The sequence below is a fragment of the Bacillus sp. PS217 genome (genome assembly GCF_037963535.1).
In the GTDB taxonomy this organism is placed as follows: domain Bacteria; phylum Bacillota; class Bacilli; order Bacillales; family Bacillaceae; genus Bacillus; species Bacillus subtilis.
On record NZ_CP150157.1, the window covers coordinates 3426185 to 3447710 of the forward strand.

Sequence of the window (21526 nt, forward strand, 5' to 3'; positions counted from 1 at the left end):
GGAAGAAATATGATATATTGACACCATCAATTGCCATTTGAAGGGATGATCAGCTGTGAAAAAAACCGCTCTCGACATCATTGAACATGCTGAAGAGCATCTCATTGAAAAGATTGCCGAAAATATGCATACGTTTGGAATGCCTTCAACTGTCGGACGTGTGCTCGGAATTATTTATATGAATCGAAAACCAATGACCTTAAGCGAGCTCTCTGAGGCAACGGGCATGAGCAAAACACGGATGAGCCAGGTTGTCCGGGAAATGATCGATGCCAATATCGCCGAAAAGGTGTTTGAAAAAGGCGTACGAAAAGACCTTTATGACGTCGAGCAGGATTATTATCAAACCTTCATTTCTTTATTTGCGGCGAATTGGACAAAGGTCGTGAGCAAAAACAAAGTGCTGTATAAAAAATTAAACCGGGAGCTGAGTGATCTTTTACAAAGGGACGGGCTTACCCCGGAAGCGGAAGAGAAAGTCAATCAGCTGCTGAATGAATTAAAAGAATGGCTTCATTACTATGATTGGCTGAGCAGGTTGATTGAATTTTTTGAGAGTGAGGAAGTCTTTCGGTACGTGCCAAAAACAAAAGAAAGCAGCTCTCTAAAATAAGGGAGCTGCTTTTTGCATCATGAGGTTAAGATCGGAAACATGCCTTTCAGCCCCGCACCAATCATCCCGACCGCAACCACGGCTAAGATTAATCCCATCAGTCTGGTAATCACATTCATCTCGGTTTTTCCGAGTTTGCTGCTGATAAAAGCAGAATAGTGGAAAAAGAGAAAGGTCAGGGCAATAACGGCGGCTATGCCGATCGTGACAGCCGCATAATGACCAATGCCGCTATGACCGGCGGAAAGGCTCATCACTGTTGCAATCGTTCCGGGCCCAGCAATGATCGGAATGGATAAAGGTGTGACTGATATATCCGCTTTTTCCTTGCTTTCCTTATGTTCATCATGGTGAAGAGATTGCACGTGTGATTCTTTCGCATTCAATAGATTATAGGCAATGCCGAAAATGAATATGCCGCCCGCCACTCGGAGCGCGTAAATGTTGATATCAAACAGTTTAAAGATAAGATGACCGAAAACCAAAAAAGCTGCGAGAATAAAAAAGGATAAAATAGCTGCCTTCCGGGCAATCGCTTTTCTTTCCGCTGCAGTATAGCCTTCTGTCAGCGTCAGAAATATCGGTACGTTTCCGATCGGATTCGATACTGCGAATAAAAAATGAAGACGTGAACGATAAATGAGAACATCATATACCTCCTTGTTGATAGTCTCTGCACAGGAAATAGAATTATTCTCCACCCTTTTACCCGGAGGCGATTTCCCGGTAAACCTTTATAGCATGTCAGAAACGCGCCATGCTACAATGAAGTGACAAATTGAATAGGAAGGACGTATACAGATGTTCAAAAAAATTGCGGCAGATGCCTTGGGCTTATCTGATATCGGAAAAATTATCGAACCTCAGGACTATGACAAAACAGACGCAGATGACTATGTCATGCATGAAGATAATGAGAAAATTTATTTCTTGATTAAAACAAAAGCAGACGAGTATTGCTTTACGAACCTGGCCCTGATCCATGTGGACGGCGAACGCGCCACTTCCTCAAAACGAACGTTGAAACGCTATCCTTATTCGCAATATAAAATCTCTGACGTTTTTCTTGAAACTGCCGGAAAAGTGGATTTGGATGTTGAAATTAAGTTCAAGCTGGGCGGTGAACAATTCGACATTGATGTCCACAAAGACCAGATTGAAAAGTTAAAAGACCTTTATAAAGCACTGCTTCGCATCGCTGAAACAACCTATGAAAATGACATTTTAATCAATCAAGCGGAGCAAAGCTTAGATAAAGCAGTGACGATTCTTCACCATACCCGCCCTGAGCACGTCAATATTGAAACGCAATACAAAGAGCTGACCGAATTCGGATTTACTTGGCTGACATCCGTTCGCTCGCAGTATCATATTAAGGATTTTGGAGATGTATTTGAGAAATATATTAATAACTAGCATAAAAAAAGACACAGCTGCTATCGGGCACGTGTCTTTTTTTGTATGAATATTGATTACTTTACAACTTTTTTCTTTTATAATAAAACTATTAGTCTATTTTCCCTATATTACAGGTAAAGGAGTTATTTTATGTATTGTCCTCAATGCGGCCATCAAACAGATGGCGGAAATTTTTGTGAGAAATGCGGATCACCGCTCTCCGGTCAATCAGGCCACCAGCATGCAGCTCAAACTGGAACCGCTGCAAAGCAAGCAGCAAAACAGTTCGGTTCATTTGTCTTATCCGTCCTGAAACGCCCTTATCAGGAATGTAAAGCAACAGGCGGAGAACAGCTGATCAGCGCAATCATTACGATGGTTCTTTTCAGTTTGCTGACCCCTTTGATGTTTTATATTCTTTTTTCAGACGGTCCCGGAAGCGTAAGCTTTACAGCAATCTTCTTAGAGCCAACCATTTATTTTATTTTATTTCTATTTGGCCTGCATGCATGCATCTTTTTCGCCCTGAAAATCGCGGGAAACCAAGTATCTTTCAAGGATTCATTCTCAAGATTCGGAGCGTTTCTCATACCGTTTACGGCTATTTTGATTCTTGCCCTTTTCTTCTTTTTATTACATACAGACATTTGCTTTACCATATTAGCCGTTGGTTTAATCGGTGCATTCTTCGCCATTCCTCCTGCGATGCTGGGCAGTTACCAGCATTCATATAAAGGGAAAATTGATGTCATTTACTCAACGATTGTGATTTATCTGATCATCTGCGTTACATTTCAGCTTATTATCGAACACTATGTCAAAGAAATTTTCCGTTATATGCTCTTTTAAAAACAACCCCATCACCTGCTGGTGATGGGGTTGTTTTATTGAATAGACGTTAAGTAAATTCTTCCGTTCTTCACTACGCCGGTATAAGTCCAGTTATATGTTCTGAGCTTTGGACTGCCGCCTGATTTTGTGATATAGAATTCTTCATACGTCTTAATCGTGATAGCCGACCCATTTTGGCTCCAGCTTTTCACTTCATAGTTATTAAAGTCTTCTGTTGTCCCCTCTTTATTTAATTTCGACACGAGATGCTGCTGGTCGGAATAAAGGGAACTGCCTTTTTCAAGGCTGTCTTCCATCAGTGAGAAATTATTTTGATTCACGGCATCTGCCTGACTTTGCAGATAACTGCCCATAAATAATGTCACTTGTTCATCTGTAACATCGCCGCTTGCAGAGCTTTCACTGCCTTTGTTTTTCGAGCCAGCCCAGGCGGAAGTGTATGTCTCTGGTTTATCATTTTTGATTTTCTTTATATTTGTGCCTGCAGATTGGAATGTTGATTCTGCATCTTCGAAAATCCACTTTTTCTGTTTTTTATCATATAAAAGAAGATATTCATAACTCGGACTTTCGTCAGTCATTTCAGATTTTGTATAGTCGTTATACGAAGAAGACTGGTGAAGTTCTTTTCCTGTTACCGATACCTGCCACGTTCCGTCGTTTTTCTGAGAGAGGGCAAATGTGTCCAGGTCAAAATCAGTTTCCAAGTATCTATCTTTTAAGTATGAATCCGCGCTTTTCATAGAATCGACGGTGTCCTTCGTCTCCGCCTTCCAATTGGCACTTGCCTCTGTCATCTGGGCTGTATTCCCATCAGATAGAGCTTTGGAGTATTGTTTTGTTGTTTTGACAATTGTGTTCATAATCTGTTCCTGTGTATCTTGATCAGGAATTAACGTTAACTCCATTTCTTTATCATCGATCGGAACGCCGGCAGTTTTTGTTTTTCCCCACGGAAATTCTGCCTCGACTGAAGCTGTCATTGATCCATCTGTCAGCAGCGGACCGTATGTTACGGATTTGAATGGGTCTTTATGAATCGACTTGCCGTTAATCAGCAAATCTCCCTTCCCGCTCTTGATGTCATCCGCTAAGCTGAATGTCACATCGTCTGCTTCCAATGAGAGATCAACACGAAAGCTGTTATCGCCAACCGCCTGAATGTCTTCCTTTTTCACAAGGTCAACGACATCGTTTTTCAGTTTGGCTGAGACTGTATATTCGCCGGGAATGTACGGACCGAGGGTTTGTGCTTGATCTGCTTTCTTTACAGATCCGGCTTCCTCTTTATTGACATATAGATCGGTATTTTTATAATTGCTGCTCACTTCAAAATAAACAGGTGCTACCTTTAAGTCATAATGATCAAATACCAGCAGGCTTTTCCCGTCTTTTTCTGCATATACGATATCCTTCTGGGCTGTTTCATCCCGCAGCGATGCAAAAAGTTCATCTTTTTTGTCTGGATGATTCTTCAAATATGTAAGAAACGGTTTTACATTATTTTTAGTGAGTTTAAGATTGTCATTTACCGGTGTAAGGAGAGTCGCGATTTGGTCCTGATCCCCATCATTTACGGCCTGTTCAAACTTGTCTACTAACCTATCCTTTGAAGTAAAATACGCTCCGGTTTTATATGCGGCGAATAATATAACGCACGCCGCGGCAATGCTGCTCCATAAAATGATGGTTTTCTTAGGGATCGGTTTTCGCGGAGCCTGCCTCGTTTCTGCAGTGCTAGCTGTTTCTTGATTTGCCTGTTTGCTGCCCCCTCCGATCGGGGTGCCGCATTGTTTACAAAACTTGGCTCCTTCATTATTCTGGGAGCCGCAATTCTTACAAAAAAACATGACTTTCCTCCTATTCTACTAATTTGATAACATTTACTGCTTTTCATATTTTATAATAAAACAGAATGAAATTGGGAACGAATGAAAAAATTAAATGTCTATCAGACTAAAAAGGTGGTACGAATATGCAAAAGCTCAGGATTGAATTAGGAGAAGAAACAAATGACGAATTATATGATCTATTGCTGCTCGCCGATCCATCGAAAGACATTGTAGATGAATATCTTGAGAGGGGAGAATGTTACACAGCTTGGGCCGGTGATGAGCTTGCAGGTGTTTATGTATTGCTAAAAACAAGGCCGCAAACAGTTGAAATTGTAAATATTGCGGTAAAAGAATCTCTTCAGAAGAAAGGCTTTGGCAAACAGCTTGTACTTGACGCCATCGAAAAAGCGAAGAAGCTGGGGGCGGACACGATTGAAATCGGAACGGGGAATTCGAGCATTCATCAGCTTTCCCTCTATCAAAAATGCGGATTCCGCATTCAGGCGATCGACCACGATTTCTTTCTCAGACATTATGATGAGGACATTTTTGAAAACGGGATTCAATGCCGCGATATGGTAAGGCTTTATTTGGATCTCTGAAAGCATAAAAAAGCCGCCGAGAGAAAATCCCGGCGGTCTTTTTATTACTTGTTTAAGTTGTAGAAAGAGTTGATACCGTGGTATTGAGCAGTTTCAGCCAACTGATCTTCGATGCGAAGAAGCTGGTTGTATTTCGCAACACGGTCCGTACGAGACGGAGCACCAGTTTTGATTTGTCCTGCGTTTGTTGCCACAGCGATGTCAGCGATTGTGCTGTCTTCAGTTTCACCAGAACGGTGAGAGATAACAGCTGTATAGCCTGCGCGTTTCGCCATTTCGATCGCATCGAATGTTTCAGTCAATGTACCGATTTGGTTTACTTTGATCAGGATAGAGTTGCCTACGCCGTTTTTAATACCTTCAGCAAGTTTTTTCGTGTTTGTAACGAAGAGGTCGTCACCAACAAGCTGAACTTTTTTGCCAAGACGCTCAGTAAGAAGCTTGTGGCCTTCCCAGTCGTTTTCGTCAAGTCCGTCTTCGATCGAGATGATTGGGTATTTAGAAACAAGCTCTTCATACCAGTCAACCATTTCAGCAGATGTTTTCACAACGCCTTCGCCAGACAGATGGTATTTGCCGTCTTCTTTGTTGTAGAACTCAGAAGATGCAGCATCCATAGCAAGTTTAACTTCTTCGCCAGGTTTGAAGCCGGCTTTTTCGATTGCTTCAACGATTGTTTGAAGCGCTTCTTCGTTAGAACCAAGGTTTGGAGCGAATCCGCCTTCGTCACCTACAGCAGTGTTTAAGCCTTTTGCGCTTAATACTGATTTCAGGCTGTGGAAGATTTGAGCGCCCATGCGAAGTGCTTCACGGAAGTTAGGAGCACCTACAGGCATGATCATGAATTCTTGAATATCCACGTTGTTATCAGCATGCTCTCCGCCGTTTACGATGTTCATCATCGGTACAGGAAGAGTTTTTGAGTTGAATCCTCCAAGGTATTGGTAAAGAGGAATCTGTAAGAAATCAGCAGCAGCACGCGCACAAGCCATAGATACGCCAAGGATTGCGTTCGCACCAAGTTTACCTTTGTTTTCAGTACCGTCAAGCTCGATTAAAAGCTGATCGATTGCGTTTTGTTCAGTTACATCAAAGCCAAGAAGCTCTGGAGCAATGATTTCGTTTACGTTGTTAACAGCTGTTAACACGCCTTTTCCAAGGTAACGGTCTTTGTCGCCGTCACGAAGCTCAACCGCTTCGTATTCACCTGTAGAAGCTCCGCTTGGCACTAATGCGCGGCCGAAAGCTCCTGTTTCTGTATATACTTCAACTTCAACTGTTGGGTTGCCGCGGGAGTCTAATACTTCGCGTGCATAAACATCAACAATGTATGGCATGAGTTTTGTCTCTCCTTTTGATTTTCAAATTATTTTTGAATTAAAGATGTTCCTGTCATTTCTTTCGGTTTTTCAACACCAAGAAGGTCTAATAACGTTGGTGCAAGGTCGCCTAGGATTCCGCCTTCACGCAGCGTAATGCCTTCTTTCGTTACAATCACAGGGACTGGGTTTGTTGTATGCGCAGTGTGCGGTTCGCCTGATTCTGTAATCAGAATGTCAGCATTACCGTGATCAGCGGTAATGATAGCGTGTCCGCCTTTAGCAAGGATCGCGTCAACGACTTCGCCCAAGCATTCGTCCACTGCTTCAATTGCTTTAATTGTTGGTTCAACCATTCCGGAGTGGCCGACCATATCAGGGTTTGCGAAGTTAAGAATGATCGCGTCATGCTTGTCAGCTTCAATTTCTTTGACAAGCGCGTCTTTCACTTCATACGCACTCATCTCAGGCTTCAAGTCATACGTTGCAACTTTAGGCGAGTTGATGAGAATACGCTCTTCACCCGGGAATTCAGCTTCACGGCCGCCGCTCATAAAGAACGTGACATGCGGATACTTTTCAGTTTCTGCAATTCGAAGCTGTTTTAACCCGTGCTGAGATAATACTTCTCCGACTGTGTTATCAAGATTTATCGGTTTAAACGCTACATAGCCGTCAACTGTTTCACTGAAGTGAGTCAGGCAGACGAAATACAGGTTCTTTGGATAATTCTCGCCGCGGTCGAAGTCACGGAAGTCTTTGTTTGTGAACGTGTTGGAAATCTGGATGGCGCGGTCCGGTCTGAAATTATAGAAAATCACAGAATCGCCGTCTTGGATTTTCGCAACAGGCTCACCGTTTTCTTTTGTGATGACAGATGGAATCACGAATTCATCGTAGATACCATTTGCATATGAATCATCAACAACATCCAGGGCGCTGCGGTAAGAAGGGCCTTCGCCGTACGCCATTGCGCGGTACGCTTTTTCTACACGGTCCCAGCGTTTGTCGCGGTCCATAGAGTAGTAACGTCCGGAAATGCTGGCGATTTCACCCACACCGATTTCCTTGATTTGATCGTTCAACTGGTTGATGTACGTTTTCGCTGTCTGCGGACCTACATCACGGCCGTCAAGGAAGCCATGGATATAAACCTTTGTCAGCCCTTCTTTTTTCGCAAGCTTTAACAGTGCGAATAAATGATTGATATGGCTGTGCACGCCTCCGTCAGATAAAAGACCGAACAGGTGCAAGGCTTTGTTGTTTTCTTTCGCGTTGCTGATCGCGTCAAGGAATGTTTGATTGCGTTCGAACTCTCCTTCGCGAATGGCAACATTTACGCGTGTTAAGCTTTGGTACACAATACGTCCCGCACCGATATTTAAGTGACCTACTTCGGAGTTCCCCATTTGCCCTTCAGGAAGACCTACAGCCTCGCCTGAAGCAGTCAATGTTTGATGAGGATACTGGTTCCAATAGCGGTCAAAATTCGGTTTTTTCGCTAAAGCGACTGCGTTCCCTACTGTTTCGTTACGTAATCCGAACCCATCAAGAATGATGAGTGCAGCTGGTTTTTTACTCATATTGACCTTCCTCCAATAATTGAACGAATGACTGTGGCTCAAGGCTCGCGCCGCCGACCAAAGCACCGTCAATATCGGACTCTGCCATATATTCTTTAATGTTTGCAGGCTTTACGCTTCCGCCATATTGGATGCGAAGCTTGTCTGCAGCTTCTTGGCTGAAGCTTTCAGCGACGGTTTTACGGATATGCGCACACACGTCATTCGCATCTTTCGCTGTAGAAGATTTGCCTGTTCCGATTGCCCAGATTGGCTCATACGCAATAACAGAAGCAGCAACTTGTTCTTCAGAAAGACCAGCAAGGCCTTTTTTCACTTGGTCAGCAACAAGATCATTTGTTTTGCCGGCTTCACGCTCTTCAAGCGTTTCACCTACACAGATGATCGGCACAATGCCGTGTTTGAAAGCTGCGTGTGCTTTTTTGTTAACTGTTTCATCAGTTTCAGCGAACATTTCACGGCGCTCAGAGTGGCCGATGACGCAGTAGTCAACGCCAAGGTCTTTCAGAGCAACCGGGCTGATTTCGCCTGTGAACGCGCCGCTTTCTTCGAAGTGCATGTTTTGAGCGCCGACTTTAAGGTCAGTGCCTTTCACAGCAGAAGCAAGCTTTTCTAAGAAAAGCGCTGGCGCGCAAACAACAGCTTCAGCTTTGTCTGCTGCTGGAATGGAAGATTTCACTTCTTCAACGAAGCTGACAGCTTCGCCGAGTGTTTTGTTCATTTTCCAGTTACCGGCGATAATTGGTTTTCTCATCTGTTCCACTTCCTTATAGCAGTTTTGAGATTATTTATCGTTCAGTGCAGCTACCCCTGGAAGCTCTTTGCCTTCCATAAACTCAAGGGATGCGCCGCCGCCTGTTGAGATGTGGCTCATTTTGTCAGCAAGGCCGAATTTTTCAACCGCTGCCGCAGAGTCTCCTCCGCCGATGACAGAGTATGTATCTTTCGCCTCTGCCAATGCTTCCGCAACCGCTTTTGTTCCTTGAGCGAACAAGTCGATTTCGAATACGCCCATTGGTCCGTTCCACACGACAAGTTTGCTGTTTTTGATGACGTCAGCATACGTTTCGCGTGTTTTCGTACCAATGTCGATTGCTTCTAAATCACTAGGGATTTCAGAGATCGGCACAATTTTCACGTTTGCATCGTTAGAGAAATCATCTGCAACGAGTACATCTTCAGGCATGTAGAAGTTAACGCCTTTTTCTTTAGCGCGGTCCATAAATGATTTCGCAAGCTCGATTTTATCCTCTTCAAGAAGAGATTTACCGACTTCATAGCCAAGCGCTTTTACGAAAGTATAAGCAAGACCTCCGCCGATGATCAGGTTGTCTACTTTATCAAGAAGACTCTCGATTACACCGATTTTGTCTTTTACTTTCGCTCCGCCGATGATCGCTGTGAACGGGCGGTCAGGATTGGAAACCGCTTTTCCAAGTACATCAAGCTCTTTTTCCATTAAGAAACCTGCAACTGCTGGCAGATGCTCGGCAATTCCAGCTGTAGATGCGTGAGCACGGTGGGCAGCACCGAATGCGTCATTTACATATACATCTGCAAGCTCAGCAAATGCTTTTGCAAGCTCAGGATCATTTTTCTCTTCACCAGGATAGAAACGTACGTTTTCCAATACAAGAACGTCTCCGTCCTTCATCTCGGAAATTTGTGCTTTTACAGCATCGCCGTATGCTTCATCCGCTTTTTTCACTTCTTTGCCAAGCAGTTCGCCGAGACGTGCAGCGACAGGAGTTAAACGAAGCTCCTCAACCACTTCGCCTTTCGGGCGGCCTAAGTGGCTCGCAAGAAGGACTTTTGCGCCTTGGTCTGCAAGGTGTTTGATTGTTGGAAGCGCAGCACGGATACGTGTATCGTCTGTTACTTCCCCGTCTTTCATTGGAACGTTAAAGTCAACGCGGCAGAATACAACTTTGCCTTTTACGTCGATGTCTTTGAGAGTTTTTTTATTCATGCCTAGGAGATCCTCCTTCAAAATGGTTTGCATACAGCACGAAAAACGTGAAACCGTCTGTTCAAGCGATAACTCCGCTAGGGCAGATCGCAGTCTTTTTCGGCACAGGGCAGTTCGTCTAAAAGCCAGGGCAGCGGCCTTAGGCGAAAGCGCCGGCAAAGCTGCTTAAAACGCGGTCGTTTCTCTATCACAGAGCGTTTTCTGAAAGCCGGTCTTCATGGAAAAAGGGAAAGGGAGTCCGTCCCCTTCCCTTGTCCGCTTTCATTATAGCGCTTCTATTCGAAAGAACCAAGTCAGGTCCTTTTTCAGCTATAAATTAAAGACCTTTTTTTGCGATGTAAGCTGCAAGGTCAACAACGCGGTTAGAGTAGCCGCTTTCGTTATCGTACCAAGAGATTACTTTTACCATGCTGCCTTCCATAACCATTGTAGAAAGAGCATCGATTGTAGAAGAGTTTTTGTTTCCGTTGTAGTCGCCAGAAACTAATGGCTCTTCGCTGTAGCCAAGGATTCCTTTAAGGTCGCCTTCAGCCGCTTCTTTAAGAGCTGCGTTTACTTCTTCAGCTGTTACTTCTTGGTTCAGTTCAGCAACCAAGTCAACTAGAGAAACGTTTGGAGTTGGAACACGCATTGCTCCACCGTTCAGTTTGCCTTTTAGTTCAGGAAGAACTAGAGAAACTGCTTTAGCAGCACCAGTTGATGTTGGGATGATGTTTTCAGCTGCTGCACGCGCACGACGGTAGTCTTTGTGCGGAAGATCAAGGATTTGCTGATCGTTTGTGTAAGAGTGAACAGTTGTCATCATACCGCGTTTGATGCCGAATTTATCGTTAAGTACTTTTGCAAACGGCGCAAGGCAGTTTGTTGTGCAAGATGCGTTAGAGATAACATCGTGGTTAGCCGCATCGTATTTATCTTCGTTAACACCCATAACGATTGTGATATCTTCTTCGTTAGCAGGAGCAGAGATGATTACTTTTTTCGCGCCAGCTTCTAAGTGTTTCGCAGCGTCTGCGCGTTTTGTGAAGAAACCAGTAGATTCAACTACGATTTCAACGCCTTGTTTGCCCCAGCTAAGTTTAGCAGGATCGCGTTCTGCAGAAACTTCAATTGTTTTGCCGTTAACAACAAGGTTGTTACCGTCAACTGAAACTTCAGCGTCTAATTTTCCGTGTACAGAATCATATTGTAAAAGGTGAGCCAGCATGTTAGCATCTGTTAAATCGTTAACCGCTACTACCTCAACTTCAGGATTGTTTAATGCTGCGCGGAATACGTTACGTCCAATACGACCAAAACCGTTAATACCGACTTTTACTGCCATGATTGTTTCCTCCTTTAAATAAGTGAGAGATATTTATATTGAGGGATTATTCATCCCTTAATAACTTCTTTGCGGCTCCTTCGTCTGTGACGAGAACCGTGTTGCGTGGCTTTTTAAAGTAAGCCTCGATCGCTTCGGCTTTTGATGATCCGCCCGCTACCGCAATAATATCGGGAATGGCGTCTATGTCATCCAGCTGCATTCCGACAGAATGCACTTTGTGAACCACTTCGCCGTCCGCGTTAAAATAGTAGCCGAACGCTTCCGTCACCGCGTCGTTATCATCTATTTTCTTTAAGTCTTCTAAAGGCGTGTTTCTGCGCTGAGCCATAGTTTTAGCTTCGCCGATTCCGTGAACCAGCATACTCGCTGATTTAATGGTGTTCAGCACCTCTTTGACAGAAGGCTCTTCAATAATAGATGAATAGGCGCCTTGTGACAGCTGTCCCGGAACAAACAAAAGCCGGTAAGTGCCTGAAGCCTTCTCCGCCATATGCGCGCATATGGTGTTCGCCTGGTTTTTCACGTCTTCGCCTAAACCGCCTCTTGCAGGCACAAACAAAAGCTCGCGGTTTTTAGAATCCGGCGTCATCATTTCGGCGACAGCTTCAATTGTCGTACCGCCAGTTACAGCGACGATATTTTTGCCTGAAAATCTTTTTTTCATACATGCGACAGCCGCTCTTCCCATTTCTTTTTTGACCCATGGGGATTGATCGCTGTCTCCGGATACGATAATGGCATCCTTTAGATTTAAACGTTCTTTTAATGTCTTTTCCAAAAGAGTCAAACCTAAAACATCTTTCATCGTATCTTCCAAAACAGAAAGCAGTTCATAGCCCTCTTCTGTCAATGTCATGCCGTTTGTCTTAATATCGACCAGGTTCTGTTCCTTTAAAAACTGAACCTCGCCCCTCAGCACACGCTCGCTGATTTCGAGACTGGCAGACAGGCTTCTTCGCCCGATGGGTTCTGTCAGCCTGATATACTGCAAGATTTCAAACCTCTTTTGCATAACGAGCAGAAGATCAGGCAATAATTTTTTTTGAGCTTGTATTAACTGGTTCATGACTCAAACGTTCCTTCCTTTTTTGCTGGACGTTATATGTCCCACTATGACAAAAAACGTCCCGTCATAGCCAAAAAAAATCATTTCTGCTTTCTTTAATTATTTTAACAGGGTGGAATTGTTTATTCAACTGTTAAGAGCCAATTCATCGACAATATTCGCAGAGTTTTCATGCCGCGTCGTTTTATCCAGCAATATTTTATCCTATATATCTTTATCTTATACAGAAAGCGCCAAATGGTGCATCCCAATATAAACAGCCCTTCCCGTAGAAAGGGCTGTTTCATTAAAGCGTTTTCATTTTATCCAAAGCTTTTCAATTTCCTCGAGCGATTTGTTCTTCGTTTCCGGACAGATCGTAACGACAAACAGGAAACAAAGGATGTTAATCACCGCAAAGATCCAAAATGTATAGGCGAGCCCGAAAGAATCGATCATCATTGGCACAAACTGTCCGATCGCCCAGTTTGCTCCCCATAAAAAGATGGTCGCAATGCCCGCGGCCCGCGCACGCAGATGGTTCGGGAAGATTTCAGAAATCATAATCCATGTGATCGGTCCGACCGAGACACAGAAAGCAGCGACAAAACCTAATATAAGGACGATCATCATGATCCCGCTTGTTAACTCAAAATAAAACGACGTCCCGATTAAAATCATAAAAATAGCCATAAAAGCAGAACCGATGGACATCAGTTTTTTTCGTCCGACTTTATCAATCAGCAACACCGCAATAACGGTAAAGATGACTTCTACAACACCGACGATACAAGTCGTCACAAATCCGGCGTTTTGCCCGAATCCCATCATTTTAAAGATTTCCGGCCCGTAGTAAGTAATGGCGTTCATGCCGATGACTTGGTTAAACAGCGCCAGCAGGATTCCAATGACAAGCGCCTTTCTGAGACCCGGCTTAAACAGCTGGGAGAGCGACCCCATTTGTTCTATTTTTAAAGAGTTCTCAATGTTCTTTAATTCTTCTTTTGCAACAGTTTCTCCATTAATACGTGTCAGGATCTTTAAAGCTTCATTTGTTTTGCCCGCTTTCGCCAGCCATCTCGGACTTTCCGGGACGACGAGCAGGACAAGGAAAAAGATGACGGACGGCACCATTCCGTAAGCAAGCATCCATCTCCAGCCGGTGTGCACGCCCCATTCGTATGTTCCGGACCGCTGCACAGCTAGATTAATAAAGTATGTTGCGGAAATACCCAGTATCGTAAAGAGCTGATATAACGAAGATAAACTTCCGCGTATGGCGGGCGGTGCCGCTTCTGTAATATACGTAACAGAGAGCGATGAGCCCATCCCGATTCCCAGCCCCCCGATAATCCTTGCAATGATTAAGGTGGACACGTCTTGAGAAAGTGCTGAAACGATTGCTGATATCGCAAATAACAAAGCGGCTGTCATTAAAATTTTTCTCCGGCCGAATCTGTCACTTAAAAATCCGGATATCCCGACGCCCACAACTCCTCCAATCATAATGCTTGAAATGACAAGTCCCTCCATAAACGGACTCAGGCTGTATAAATCTTTCAGAAAACCGATAGCGCCAGAAATCACTGCCGTGTCATAGCCATACAATAAGCCGCCAAGCCCCGCCGCACATGAGATCAAAATGACAAATCCCATTGAATGGCTTCTTGTTACAGGAACATTTGGTTCTAATTGAGTTGGAGTATTCTTCATTTCCCTGCCCTCCCGAATGTTGAGTAAAGCGTTTTCATTTAAACCTTCAATTGTACGTACTTATATTAAAATTTAACGAAAATTACATTTAATTAGTACGTACAAATATAGAATAATCTTGTTTGCATTTTCTGTCAATGTTTTCTTACAAAGAACGCTGTGATATACTGAAATTTGTCCGTATACATTTTGGAGGAATGGATATGTTACCAAAATACGCGCAAGTAAAAGAAGAAATCAGTTCTTGGATTAATCAGGGCAAAATACTGCCCGATCAAAAAATCCCTACCGAAAACGAATTAATGCAGCAATTCGGCGTCAGCCGGCATACCATCCGCAAAGCGATCGGAGACCTCGTATCACAAGGTCTGCTGTACAGCGTGCAAGGCGGAGGCACCTTTGTCGCTTCACGCTCTGCTAAGTCAGCGCTGCATTCCAATAAAACGATCGGTGTTTTGACAACTTACATATCAGACTATATTTTCCCGAGCATCATCAGAGGAATCGAGTCCTATTTAAGCGAGCAGGGGTATTCTATGCTTTTGACAAGCACAAACAACAACCCGGACAACGAAAGAAGAGGCTTAGAAAACCTGCTGTCCCAGCATATTGACGGACTCATCGTAGAACCGACAAAAAGCGCCCTTCAAACCCCAAACATCGGCTATTATCTGAACTTGGAGAAAAACGGCATTCCTTTTGCGATGATTAACGCGTCATATGCCGAGCTTGCCGCGCCAAGTTTTACCTTGGATGATGTGAAAGGCGGGATGATGGCGGCGGAGCATTTGCTTTCTCTCGGCCACACGCATATGATGGGTATTTTTAAAGCTGATGACACACAAGGCGTGAAACGGATGAACGGATTTATACAGGCGCACCGGGAGCGTGAGTTGTTTCCTTCTCCGGATATGATCGTGACATTTACAACGGAAGAAAAAGAATCAAAACTTCTGGAGAAAGTAAAAGCCACACTGGAGAAAAACAGCAAGCACATGCCGACAGCCATTCTTTGTTATAACGATGAAATTGCGCTGAAGGTGATTGATATGCTGAGGGAGATGGATCTTAAAGTGCCGGAAGATATGTCTATCGTCGGGTATGATGATTCACATTTCGCCCAAATCTCAGAAGTGAAACTAACCTCTGTCAAACATCCGAAATCAGTGCTTGGAAAAGCAGCCGCCAAATATGTCATTGACTGCTTAGAGCATAAAAAGCCGAAGCAAGAGGATGTCATATTTGAGCCTGAGTTGATCATTCGCCAGTCCGCACGAAAACTGAATGAATAAAAAAAGCAATGTATGGGTCTCCCCGCTACATTGCTTTTTTTTATAGCTGTTATCTGTTTTTCCAAACGTCAGCGATGATTTCAAACGAACGCATTCTGTCTGCGTGTTCAAAGGTTTCTGAGTTAACCATAATTTCGTCAGCCTGTGTCGTTTTGACGAAATCTTCAAGCTTCGCCTTCACTTCTTCCGGACCTCCGACAATCGTGGAGCTCAGCTGCTCATTGACCATCGCTTTTTCATACGGGCTCCAGATTTGGTCCATATCCTCAACAGGCGGTTTAAGCTGGTTCGGCGTACCGCGGACAAGATCAAGAAACCTTTGATAATGCGAAGTCGCAAGGTGCTGCGCTTTCTCGTTTGTATCTGCCGCGATAATGGTGACACCGACCATCGCATACGGTTCGTCGAGCACGTCTGACGGCGTGAAGGAATTGCGGTACAGCTCCAAAGCGGGAACCGTATTCGCCGGTGAGAAATGGGCCGCGAACGCAAACGGAAGACCAAGTTCGCCAGCCAGACGGGCGCTGAAGCCGCTTGAGCCCAGCAGCCAAATCGGCACGTCTATGCCCTCTCCGGGAATGGCGCGAACTTGATTACGCACATTTCCTGACGGTTTAAAATAATTGCGCAGTTCCTCTAATTGTTCTGGAAAATCCTCCCCGCTGTTGATGTTTCTTCGGAGCGCTCTGGCTGTCAATTGGTCTGTTCCCGGCGCACGTCCAAGCCCCAGATCAATCCGCCCGGGATACAGTGTTTCCAGTGTGCCGAATTGTTCAGCAATGACTAATGAAGAGTGGTTCGGGAGCATAATGCCGCCGGAACCGACGCGGATTTTCTTCGTGCCTCCGGCAATATGGCCAATCAAAACTGCGGTGGCAGAGCTTGCAACACCTTCTATATTATGATGTTCAGCAAGCCAGTAACGGTGATAGCCCCATTCCTCTGCCCGGCGCGCCAAGTCCATGCTGTTTCGGAATGATTCTGCAATCGTTCCTCCCTGAACAACCGGAGATAAATTCAAGACAGAAAGCAAGGTATCTTTGCGTTGGTTGTTAGACATATTGTTCTCCTTTGCAAATGTGTTATCAGTAAACAGCCCAAAGCTGTCAGGTCATGATTGAAAGAACTTCTATCACACCATAACACAACTGCATTCAGGAATAAAAGAATTTGATTCGATGAAATTCGAACAATATAAAACGAACGGTTTGGAACATTATTCTGCTCCAAACAGATCCTTAGCCATCTCAATAAAGAGCTTAGCCGCCAGAGAAGCCTCCTTTAGCGACGGAACAGCAAGCTGCACATCACGGTATACCTGCGGGTCCAATTCCCTGGTCACCACATGCTCTGGCAGCGGCATCCCCGACATGGACATTTCTGATAAAATGGCCAGGCCCAGGCCTTCTCTGATCATACTGATCGAGGTGTTGATGTTATAGACCGTGAAAGCTGGGTGCAGCGTAGCACCCGCCTGCCTGAACATATCGATAAATGGTGATTCATAGCCGCCGTCACAGACGATCATCGGTTCATGGTCAAGATCTTTCAGCGTAATGGCTGAATGACTGGCAAGCGGGTGATCGTCCCTGAGCACGACAGCCATTTTGTCTTTTTTCAAATGAATGTACTCCATCTCCTCTGTTGGATACAGAAGAATCCCAACATCTATCATCCGCGTATGAAGCCACTCCTTGACTTCATTTACAGTTCCCTCGTGCAGCACGAGCTCAAGTTTCGGATATTTTTGTTTAAATTCACTGATCAGCTTCGGCATAAAATAAGCCGAGGCAGTTGAGAATGTGCCGATATGGATCGTTCCCAGTTCAAGCCCTTTTTCCGCTGCTGCTACCTGCTCAACTTTTTCAATGCCTTTTAAGACTTCTCTGATGTGTACTAAGATCTGTTTCCCCGTATCCGTCAGCATCAGGCCATTGCGGCGGTCACGAATGATCAGCTTTACATCAAGCTCAGCTTCGATCGCAGAAATCGCATGGCTGACAGCCGGCTGTGTCATGTTCAGCGCCTGACCCGCTTTTGTAAAGCTTCCCGTTTCAGCTATTTTCACAAAAACCTTTAATTGAGTAATGGTCATAACAATTTACTTATGCTCCTTATAAAAAAGATTCATTTTATTTATCTTATGTTCTACCGTATCATATGATGGAAAAGTTCTACAAGGAGTGAATGAACAATGAAGCAGCTCCCAAAAACGCGGACAGCTCTCCTGCTCGCATTTCTCGTCATCATGTGGGGCGTCAATTGGCCGCTGTCCAAAGCCGCGCTCGCCTATTCTCCGCCATTATTGTTCGCGGGCATCCGAACGCTGATCGGCGGGCTTTTATTAGTCATAGTCGCACTGCCGCGTATTCATAAATTACGCTTAAAAGAAACGTGGCCGATTTATCTTGTTTCTGCTCTTTTAAATATTACATTATTCTACGGCCTGCAAACGATCGGGCTGAATTATCTTCCGGCCGGCCTGTTTTCTGCAATCGTCTTCTTCCAGCCTGTTCTGATGGGTGTATTTTCTTGGCTGTGGCTCGGCGAATCCATGTTTGTAATGAAAGTGATTGGCCTCATCCTCGGTTTTGCGGGAGTAGCCGTCATTAGTGCTGCGGGCTTTGGCGGGCATATTTCTGTCATTGGGGTTCTGCTGGCTCTCGGCTCCGCAGTCAGCTGGGCGCTCGGGACAGTATATATGAAAAAAACAGGCAGCCGCGTCGATTCCATCTGGATGGTCGCTCTGCAGCTGACGATCGGAAGCGTGTTTCTGCTTATCTCCGGCTTTTGGACAGAAAGCTTTTCGGCGATCCAATGGACAGCTCCGTTTATTACGAGCCTGCTGTTCATCTCCGTATTCGTTATCGCACTCGGCTGGCTTGTCTTTTTTACGCTTGTCGGTTCAGGAGAAGCAAGCAAGGTCGCATCTTATACTTTTTTGATTCCGCTCATATCAATCGTGGCCAGCTCCATTTTCCTGCATGAACCGCTCACCCTTAGCCTCTTGGCAGGGCTGCTGCTGATTGTCACGAGCATCTGTCTCGTGAATACAAAATCAAAAGCGCAGAAAGCTACGGCGATTGGTATAAACGAGAAAGCTGCACAATAATAAAAACCCTCTTGCCGGATGCGGCAAGAGGGTTTCTTATTTACTGATGCTTGCGTCCTTTGACCAAATATGCAACTGTAATCAAAAGGTAGATCGCCGCAGTAATGCCGGTAATGACAATTGATGTTGTCATGATGACCCCGATCAGAATGGCGAGTAATGCCACAATCGCAAACCATGTCGTGTACGGGAACCATTTTACATAATAGGCCGGTGTTTCCGTTTGCTGTTTTCTCGATTTTAAATGAGCGAATCCGATGATCAGCCAAATGAATAAAACGGTATATCCCAATGATCCCATTAAATAATTAAATGTTTGGCTTCCTGCGAACAGAGAAATCAATACGCCAATATAGAGAGAAGAAGTGCACATCAGAATCGCAAACATCGGTACGTTTTTCGATGAAAGCTTCGAGAAGACCTTTGGAAGCCTTCCGTCACTTGCCTGTGTATACAAAATGCGTGATGATCCGTATAAACCTGAATTCATAGAAGAAATGATCGCCAGCAGGATGACTGCATTCATGATATGATCCGCGCCCGGAATGCCTACCATTTTAAAGACCATCACGAAAGGACTTTCCGGAACGGAATTGACTTGGTTCCATGGAATCAGGCTGACGATGATGAAAAACGGCAGCAGGTAAAATGCGACAATCCGTGTCAGTGTGCTGCGGACAGCTTTCGGGACAACCTTTTCCGGATTTTTTGTCTCTGCAAGCGTTACACCGATAATTTCTGTACCGCCGTAAGAGTAGATGACGACAAGCATCGCCGTGATCAGCCCTGTGCCGCCGTGCGGGAAAAATCCGCCGTGGTCTGTCAGGTTGGAAAATCCGGATGCTGTATGATCACCGAATGATACAAATAAGAGCAGCAATCCCAGAATAATAAAGATAATAATAACGGTAATCTTGATCATTGCCAGCCAATATTCAGTTTCGGCGAAGATTTTAACAGAAAGCAAGTTTACAATCGTGACGATAAGAGAAATTCCTAATGCCAACACCCAGATCGGGCAGCCCGGCAGCCAATATTGAATGAAAATCGCAGCTACAACAGCTTCAGCCGCAATGTTAAGCACCCACATTTTCCAGTAGATCCAGTCCAAAAAGTAAGCGGCGTAATTTCCCAATACCTGCTGGACAAGATCACGGAAGGTTCTGGCGTTACGGTTTCGAACAGCCATTTCCGCCAGCCCCTGCATAATAAACAGCAAAATAATCCCGCCGAGCAGATATGCGATAATGACAGATGGCCCTGCCACATCGATCGCTGAGCTGCTCCCCTTAAATAAACCTGCGCCGATTGCTCCGCCCAGCGCCATCATCATAATATGGCGGGACGTCATCGTGCGTTTTAACGTTTGATTGTCGTTTTTCATCCTCTTCTACCTCTCCTTCTCGTTTTCAAAAACAAAAAAGCCCGCCGTCTCCTACCTATCTAATAGATAAAGAGACGACGAGCCTTCGGCTGACCGCGGTACCACTCTTGTTGATCCTTCATGAAGAATCCTGCTTTTGACCTGTAACGAAGGTTAGCCGTTAAAACATAGGGAATATTCAATCTATTCCGTTCCGTCTTACCACTCCCGGGCGAGTTCAAAGAAGAATCAGGCTGCGTCGCACCACCCCGCAGCTCTCTGTTCTGACCACTTTCTTTTACTGCTCCCAATCTATGTGTTTTAGTTTTCTGAAAAACTCAAATTTTATGATCTGAATATATTAACATAATATACGTGCTTCTCTTTTAACTGTCAATAACTTCAGAGAAAAAAGAAACTGTTATTTTGTCCCTTTTCGAATGGCTTTCCAAAAGGATTCTGACTCGTTTCCTAATGCGTAAACTGAAACACCTGCTATTTTATATTGCTTTGCCAGATTGCTTTTCGTTTGAACGGTTTTTTCGTTTTCATACCACACGACATGTTTATGCTTCTTTTTGTCAACATAAGAAAATGTCATCGAGCCTGATTTTTTGTTGAATGCCGGCTTTGCTTTTTGTTTTTTGATGAGGGATTTGAGCTCATTCCATTCCCTTATTGTGCTGGCACTTCCGTCTTTTACGTCCCAGTCATAGCCGTACGCAGGGATTCCCATGATGACTTTATTGGCTTTGATCTTTTTGACTGAAAACTGCAGAGAGCTTTTGATCCAGTTTGTGCTTGCCACTGACCCTGGCTCACCCCAAATGCCATGTTCGTCGTAGGTCATGACTTGTACGAAGTCGGCATATTTGCCGATTTTCGCATAATCATACGGCCAGCTCCAGTCATCATTTTTATCATCGGCGCTTTTGGCCGGAACGGATACCATTGTTTTAATATGTTTCTTATTCAAAGCCTGCGAGACATATTGAATGAAGTTCGAGTATGCAGCGCGATCTTCTGGATTTAGTGCTTCAAAATCGATATTGATTCCGTAATATGAGTGCTTTTTGGCCAGTGTTATTAACTGATCTGTGAATCGTTTTTTCGCTGTTTTATTACTCATGACTCGACTCGCTAAATCTCCGTCAAAATCATAAATGGCATCATTATAGTTTGAAATGACAGCCCATGTCTTGATTTTTTTCTTTTTGGCATATGTCAGCTGCTTAGTTGGGGCATCGCCAATCACATGTCCGTTTTTTTCAAACGCAAACGTATCGGTTGCGATGGCATTCATGTATGTATGATATTTCGTGAGAGAATTGTATGAAGCCGTATCCCCAGTCGTGTAGCCTAGTGTCATTCCGGCTGCCTTCGCTTCTGTTTTTGTATACATAAACAGAACAATCGCAATCGCCAGTGAAACCGCTATGATCAGCCATTTTTTCATCGCATTTCCTCCTGTATCAAGTCATACTCTTCTCATCGGCCAAAAAA

At 44.4% G+C, this 21526-nt stretch carries 18 protein-coding genes, 1 pseudogene and 1 other annotated feature; of the genes and pseudogenes, 6 read left to right on the forward strand and 13 right to left on the reverse strand.

Features of this window, described 5'->3' with window-relative positions:
* The first annotated feature begins 55 nt into the window (after positions 1–55).
* Positions 56–613: an opuC operon transcriptional regulator OpcR gene (opcR, locus tag NSQ83_RS17860; RefSeq protein ID WP_003228345.1), complete on the forward strand. Its 558-nt coding sequence runs from the start codon at positions 56–58 to the stop codon at positions 611–613.
* 17 nt (positions 614–630) lie between these two features.
* Here opcR and NSQ83_RS17865 read toward each other — a convergent pair.
* Positions 631–1265 (reverse strand): annotated as a pseudogene (locus NSQ83_RS17865) (NAAT family transporter).
* Positions 1266–1414: 149 nt separating this feature from the next.
* Here NSQ83_RS17865 and NSQ83_RS17870 point away from each other — a divergent pair.
* Positions 1415–2029, forward strand: coding sequence for a PH domain-containing protein (locus tag NSQ83_RS17870; protein ID WP_003243118.1), 615 nt, complete (start codon positions 1415–1417; stop codon positions 2027–2029).
* Between the two features lie 132 nt (positions 2030–2161).
* On the forward strand, positions 2162–2860 hold the full coding sequence (locus NSQ83_RS17875) for a zinc ribbon domain-containing protein (RefSeq protein ID WP_160221819.1): 699 nt from the start codon (positions 2162–2164) through the stop codon (positions 2858–2860).
* 35 nt (positions 2861–2895) lie between these two features.
* Here NSQ83_RS17875 and NSQ83_RS17880 read toward each other — a convergent pair whose 3' ends face one another.
* Entirely contained in the window at positions 2896–4713 is a 1818-nt protein-coding gene (locus tag NSQ83_RS17880; RefSeq protein ID WP_160221820.1) for a zinc ribbon domain-containing protein, read from the reverse strand.
* Between the two features lie 125 nt (positions 4714–4838).
* Between NSQ83_RS17880 and NSQ83_RS17885 the strand changes: the two genes are divergently transcribed.
* Complete coding sequence (locus NSQ83_RS17885; RefSeq protein ID WP_003244063.1) at positions 4839–5300, forward strand: GNAT family N-acetyltransferase; 462 nt, start codon at positions 4839–4841, stop codon at positions 5298–5300.
* 44 nt (positions 5301–5344) lie between these two features.
* On the opposite strand, the gene eno is transcribed toward NSQ83_RS17885, so the two are convergent.
* The 7 genes from eno to araE all read right to left on the reverse strand — a co-directional run bounded on the left by eno (position 5345) and on the right by araE (position 14256).
* Entirely contained in the window at positions 5345–6637 is a 1293-nt protein-coding gene (eno, locus tag NSQ83_RS17890) for a phosphopyruvate hydratase (RefSeq protein WP_041850522.1), read from the reverse strand.
* Between the two features lie 29 nt (positions 6638–6666).
* A complete protein-coding gene (gene gpmI, locus NSQ83_RS17895) occupies positions 6667–8202 on the reverse strand; it encodes a 2,3-bisphosphoglycerate-independent phosphoglycerate mutase (RefSeq protein ID WP_003228330.1) in 1536 nt (511 codons plus the stop codon).
* The gene (gene tpiA, locus NSQ83_RS17900) at positions 8195–8956 is read right to left on the reverse strand and encodes a triose-phosphate isomerase (protein WP_003243394.1); all 762 of its coding nucleotides are present in this window, start codon (positions 8954–8956) and stop codon (positions 8195–8197) included. Before tpiA ends, gpmI begins: the two co-directional genes overlap by 8 nt.
* Positions 8957–8986: 30 nt before the next feature.
* Complete coding sequence (locus NSQ83_RS17905; RefSeq protein WP_003243051.1) at positions 8987–10171, reverse strand: phosphoglycerate kinase; 1185 nt, start codon at positions 10169–10171, stop codon at positions 8987–8989.
* A 316-nt stretch (positions 10172–10487) separates the two neighbouring features.
* Positions 10488–11495 carry a type I glyceraldehyde-3-phosphate dehydrogenase gene (gene gap, locus NSQ83_RS17910; protein WP_003219957.1) on the reverse strand — a complete coding sequence of 336 codons (1008 nt, stop codon included), beginning with the start codon at positions 11493–11495 and terminating at the stop codon, positions 10488–10490.
* A gap of 46 nt (positions 11496–11541) precedes the next feature.
* Positions 11542–12564 (reverse strand): gapA transcriptional regulator CggR, encoded by a 1023-nt coding sequence (gene cggR / locus NSQ83_RS17915; RefSeq protein ID WP_017695173.1) that lies wholly within the window; start codon positions 12562–12564, stop codon positions 11542–11544.
* Positions 12565–12861: 297 nt separating this feature from the next.
* The gene (araE, locus tag NSQ83_RS17920; RefSeq protein ID WP_003243899.1) at positions 12862–14256 is read right to left on the reverse strand and encodes an arabinose-proton symporter AraE; all 1395 of its coding nucleotides are present in this window, start codon (positions 14254–14256) and stop codon (positions 12862–12864) included.
* Positions 14257–14459: 203 nt separating this feature from the next.
* Here araE and araR point away from each other — a divergent pair, with 203 nt between their 5' ends.
* The gene (gene araR / locus NSQ83_RS17925) at positions 14460–15548 is read left to right on the forward strand and encodes an arabinose utilization transcriptional regulator AraR (protein ID WP_003243070.1); all 1089 of its coding nucleotides are present in this window, start codon (positions 14460–14462) and stop codon (positions 15546–15548) included.
* Between the two features lie 49 nt (positions 15549–15597).
* On the opposite strand, the gene NSQ83_RS17930 is transcribed toward araR, so the two are convergent.
* Together NSQ83_RS17930 and NSQ83_RS17935 are read right to left on the reverse strand one after the other, a co-directional pair.
* Positions 15598–16608: an MsnO8 family LLM class oxidoreductase gene (locus tag NSQ83_RS17930; protein WP_003228318.1), complete on the reverse strand. Its 1011-nt coding sequence runs from the start codon at positions 16606–16608 to the stop codon at positions 15598–15600.
* A 156-nt stretch (positions 16609–16764) separates the two neighbouring features.
* A complete protein-coding gene (locus tag NSQ83_RS17935; protein WP_033883445.1) occupies positions 16765–17643 on the reverse strand; it encodes a LysR family transcriptional regulator in 879 nt (292 codons plus the stop codon).
* A 99-nt stretch (positions 17644–17742) separates the two neighbouring features.
* On the opposite strand from NSQ83_RS17935, the gene NSQ83_RS17940 reads away from it, so the two are divergent.
* Positions 17743–18660, forward strand: coding sequence for a DMT family transporter (locus NSQ83_RS17940; protein ID WP_204551379.1), 918 nt, complete (start codon positions 17743–17745; stop codon positions 18658–18660).
* A 40-nt stretch (positions 18661–18700) separates the two neighbouring features.
* Here the strand turns inward: NSQ83_RS17940 and NSQ83_RS17945 are convergent, their stop codons facing one another.
* A complete protein-coding gene (locus NSQ83_RS17945) occupies positions 18701–20044 on the reverse strand; it encodes an amino acid permease (RefSeq protein WP_003228313.1) in 1344 nt (447 codons plus the stop codon).
* A gap of 67 nt (positions 20045–20111) precedes the next feature.
* Positions 20112–20347, reverse strand: a binding site (T-box leader).
* A gap of 97 nt (positions 20348–20444) precedes the next feature.
* Positions 20445–21479 (reverse strand): glycoside hydrolase family 18 protein, encoded by a 1035-nt coding sequence (locus NSQ83_RS17950; RefSeq protein WP_204551380.1) that lies wholly within the window; start codon positions 21477–21479, stop codon positions 20445–20447.
* Between the last annotated feature and the right edge of the window lie 47 nt (positions 21480–21526).